We start from the raw sequence: 3544 nt of genomic DNA on the forward strand, positions 1-3544 counted from the left end.
AGCATAACGGCGCTTGGAGCCGCCCAATACCTTGATGCACATAACTTCTTTGGCACCGGTATTGTCAGCCACTTCGAGCCGGCTTTCAGTTTGAATCATAGTATTCTCTTTCCCAACTTAAGCCGAAGAATCCACACAATGTAGACCCGCGGTCAGTCTTGGTCCCGCCAGAGTGCCCTGCTGGGCCCACTGTTTGGGTGCTTGACCTTCGTACTGCACTGACCGCGCGTTCTGCGTCTGTGGCCAGACACTTTGCGGCGTTACATGAACGAAGCCCGCAAGTATCACATACTATTTGCGGGCTTGCAAGAACTAATTAAAAATACCTCCCGGCCGTCGCCGGCGGGAGGCAGACTTAATTAAACGGTTTGTGCGGCTTGCACCACACGCGTCACGGTCCACGCCTTCGTCTTGGAGATCGGGCGACCTTCCTGGATCTCGACCGTATCACCGGTCTTGACCTGGTTGGTCTCGTCATGCGCGTGATACTTGTTCGAGCGCATGATGATCTTGCCGTACAAAGGGTGCTTGACGTGACGTTCAATCAGAACGGTAACGGTTTTGTCCATTTTGTCGGACACCACTTTACCGATCAGCGTGCGCTTGAGCGGCTGGTTCACTGGTTCGGTCATTTGGCTTCCTTGGTGTTCATTACCGTTTTTACACGCGCGATATCGCGGCGTACCTTCTTGAGCTGCGAAGTGTTGCTCAGCTGCTGCGTTGCGATTTGCATACGCAGGCCGAACTGGGCCTTCAACAGATCATGCAACTCTTTTTGCAGAGCTGGCTGGTCTTTGCCGCGGAGTTCAGTTGCTTTCATATCCAACTCCTGTTATTGGCCAACTTGGCGCACGACGAAAGTCGTGGCCAGTGGCAGTTTCGAGGCGGCGAGACGGAAAGCTTCCCGTGCCAGCGCTTCATCGACGCCGTCCATCTCGTACAGGACTTTACCTGGCTGGATTTCTGCAACGTAGTACTCTGGATTACCCTTACCGTTACCCATACGGACTTCGGCAGGTTTATTCGAGATCGGCTTGTCCGGGAACACGCGGATCCAGATCCGGCCACCACGCTTGATGTGGCGGGTCATGGCGCGACGTGCTGCCTCGATTTGACGGGCCGTGATACGGCCGCGAGCGACGGCTTTCAGACCGAACTCGCCGAACGACACGGCGGTGCCGCGGCTGTGCGAGATGCCGGTGTTACGGCCCTTCTGCTCTTTACGATACTTTCTGCGTGCTGGTTGCAGCATGATTATTCTCCTGCTTTCTCAGCTGGCGCAGCAGCGGCGACGGCCGGTTTAGCGGCGGTACGCACACGTGCAGCACCGGGTGCTGTGGATGGTTTCGCACCGGCGCCAACGCCAGCACCGGCTGGGCGCGGACGGCCAGCTGGTTTGCCGTCGTCACGACGTGGGCCGCGGGCTTTTTTGTCGTCCGGCGGGGTATCGATGACTGGTGCGTCGCCGTTCGGCGCGCGGTCACCCTTGTAGACCCAGACCTTGACGCCAATGATGCCGTAGGTGGTCGACGCTTCGCTGGTACCGTAGTCGATATCGGCGCGCAGGGTATGCAGCGGCACGCGGCCTTCGCGATACCATTCCTTGCGGGCGATTTCGATGCCGTTCAGACGACCGGACGACATGATCTTGATGCCCAGGGCACCCAGACGCATGGCGTTTTGCATCGCACGCTTCATCGCGCGGCGGAACATGATGCGCTTTTCCAGCTGCTGGGCGATCGAATCGGCGATCAGCTGCGAGTCGATTTCCGGCTTGCGGATTTCTTCGATATTGACGTGCACCGGCACACCCATGATTTTGGTCAGGGCCGCTTTCAGCACTTCGATGTCTTCGCCTTTTTTACCGATGACCACGCCCGGACGCGAGCTGTAGATCGTGAAGCGCGCGTTCTTGGCCGGACGCTCGATGACGATGCGGCCGACGGATGCGTTCTTCAGCTTGGTTTTCAGGTAAGCGCGAGCTTTCAGGTCTTCGTTCAGCATCGAAGCGAAGTTGCTGTTGCCAGCATACCAGCGCGACGCCCAGTTACGGGTAACCGAAAGGCGGAAGCCTGTTGGATGTATCTTCTGTCCCATCGTGACTCCTTAGTTGCCGACAGTCACGAAAATGTGACAGGATTGCTTCGAGATACGATCACCCCGACCCTTGGCGCGTGCAGTGAAGCGCTTCAGGACCGGACCCTTTTCGACGTAGATCGTTTTCACGAACAATTCGTCGATGTCTGCGCCATCATTGTGCTCGGCGTTCGCGATGGCGGACTCCAGCACTTTCTTGATGATGGTCGCGCCCTTTTTCGGGCTGAACTGCAGAATGTTGAGTGCAGCGTCAACTTTCTTGCCGCGGATCAGGTCAGCGACGAGGCGACCCTTTTGATCCGACAAGCGCACACCTTTGAGGATAGCTTTGGTTTCCATTATTTCTTCGCCTTCTTGTCAGCGGCATGGCCCTTGAACGTGCGGGTCAGCGCAAATTCGCCGAGCTTGTGACCGACCATGTTTTCCGAGACGTACACCGGCACATGCAGCTTGCCGTTGTGGACGGCGATCGTCAGGCCGATGAAGTCAGGCATGATGGTCGAACGACGGGACCAGGTTTTGATAGGCTTTTTGTCTTTGGCAGCTTGCGCGGCTTCGACTTTTTTCACCAGGTGGGCGTCACAGAACGGCCCTTTTTTCAATGAACGTGTCATGTGCTACCCCTTATTTCTTGCCGCGGCGCGAGACGATCATGGAAGTCGTGCGCTTGTTGCGGCGCGTCTTCTTACCCTTCGTCTGTTGGCCCCAAGGCGACACTGGATGACGACCAGCTGCGGTTTTACCTTCACCACCACCGTGCGGGTGATCGACCGGGTTCATGACCACACCGCGAACGGTAGGACGAACACCGCGCCAGCGCATCGCGCCGGCCTTACCGATCTTGCGCAGGCTGTGTTCGGCATTGCCGACTTCGCCCACGGTGGCACGGCACTCGATGTGCACGCGACGCACTTCACCCGAGCGCAGGCGCACTTGAGCGTAGGTGCCGTCACGGGCCATCAGCACGACGCCGGCGCCGGCGGAACGGGCCATCTGGGCACCCTTACCTGGCAGCATTTCGACGCAATGCATCACGGTACCGACCGGGATGTTACGGATAGGCAGGCAGTTGCCCGACTTGATAGGCGCTTCCGAACCATTCATCACCGCGTCGCCAACGGACATGCCCTTGGTGGCGATGATGTACTGGCGCTCGCCGTCGGCGTAGCACAGCAGGGCGATATTGGCGGTGCGGTTAGGATCGTATTCGATCCGTTCCACTTTCGCGGGAATGCCATCCTTCTGACGCTTGAAGTCGATCAGGCGATAGTGCTGCTTATGACCACCGCCGATGTGGCGGGTGGTGATGTGGCCGTTGTTGTTACGACCAGCAGTTTTGGATTTTTTCTCAACCAGAGCAGCGAACGGACGACCTTTGTACAGGTCTGGGTTCACCACTTTTACCATGCCACGACGGCCTGGCGAGGTTGGTTTCATCTTAACGAGT

8 protein-coding genes are annotated in these 3544 nt (G+C 57.7%); all 8 read right to left on the bottom strand.

The genetic code is table 11. From position 1 onward, the window contains the following. Positions 1 to 99 (bottom strand): uL14 family ribosomal protein (locus Q0S71_RS01565; protein ID WP_295990377.1); only part of this gene is annotated, 99 nt, incomplete at its 3' end. 260 nt (positions 100 to 359) lie between these two features. Beyond that, entirely contained in the window at positions 360 to 632 is a 273-nt protein-coding gene (rpsQ, locus tag Q0S71_RS01570; protein ID WP_295990353.1) for a 30S ribosomal protein S17, read from the bottom strand. Continuing rightward, entirely contained in the window at positions 629 to 820 is a 192-nt protein-coding gene (rpmC, locus tag Q0S71_RS01575; RefSeq protein ID WP_295990356.1) for a 50S ribosomal protein L29, read from the bottom strand. The genes rpsQ and rpmC overlap by 4 nt, the downstream gene beginning before the upstream one ends. A gap of 12 nt (positions 821 to 832) precedes the next feature. Then, entirely contained in the window at positions 833 to 1252 is a 420-nt protein-coding gene (gene rplP / locus Q0S71_RS01580) for a 50S ribosomal protein L16 (protein ID WP_295990358.1), read from the bottom strand. A 2-nt stretch (positions 1253 to 1254) separates the two neighbouring features. Beyond that, positions 1255 to 2097, bottom strand: a complete 843-nt coding sequence (gene rpsC, locus Q0S71_RS01585) for a 30S ribosomal protein S3 (RefSeq protein ID WP_295990361.1) — start codon at positions 2095 to 2097, stop codon at positions 1255 to 1257. A gap of 9 nt (positions 2098 to 2106) precedes the next feature. Next, positions 2107 to 2439 carry a 50S ribosomal protein L22 gene (gene rplV / locus Q0S71_RS01590; protein WP_295990379.1) on the bottom strand — a complete coding sequence of 111 codons (333 nt, stop codon included), beginning with the start codon at positions 2437 to 2439 and terminating at the stop codon, positions 2107 to 2109. Continuing rightward, on the bottom strand, positions 2436 to 2711 hold the full coding sequence (gene rpsS, locus Q0S71_RS01595; protein WP_008444295.1) for a 30S ribosomal protein S19: 276 nt from the start codon (positions 2709 to 2711) through the stop codon (positions 2436 to 2438). Before rpsS ends, rplV begins: the two co-directional genes overlap by 4 nt. Before the next feature lie 10 nt (positions 2712 to 2721). Further along, positions 2722 to 3544 (bottom strand): 50S ribosomal protein L2 (gene rplB, locus Q0S71_RS01600; RefSeq protein WP_295990375.1); only part of this gene is annotated, 823 nt, incomplete at its 5' end.

It is taken from the genome of Rugamonas sp. (assembly GCF_025354735.1).
Lineage (GTDB): Bacteria > Pseudomonadota > Gammaproteobacteria > Burkholderiales > Burkholderiaceae_D > Rugamonas.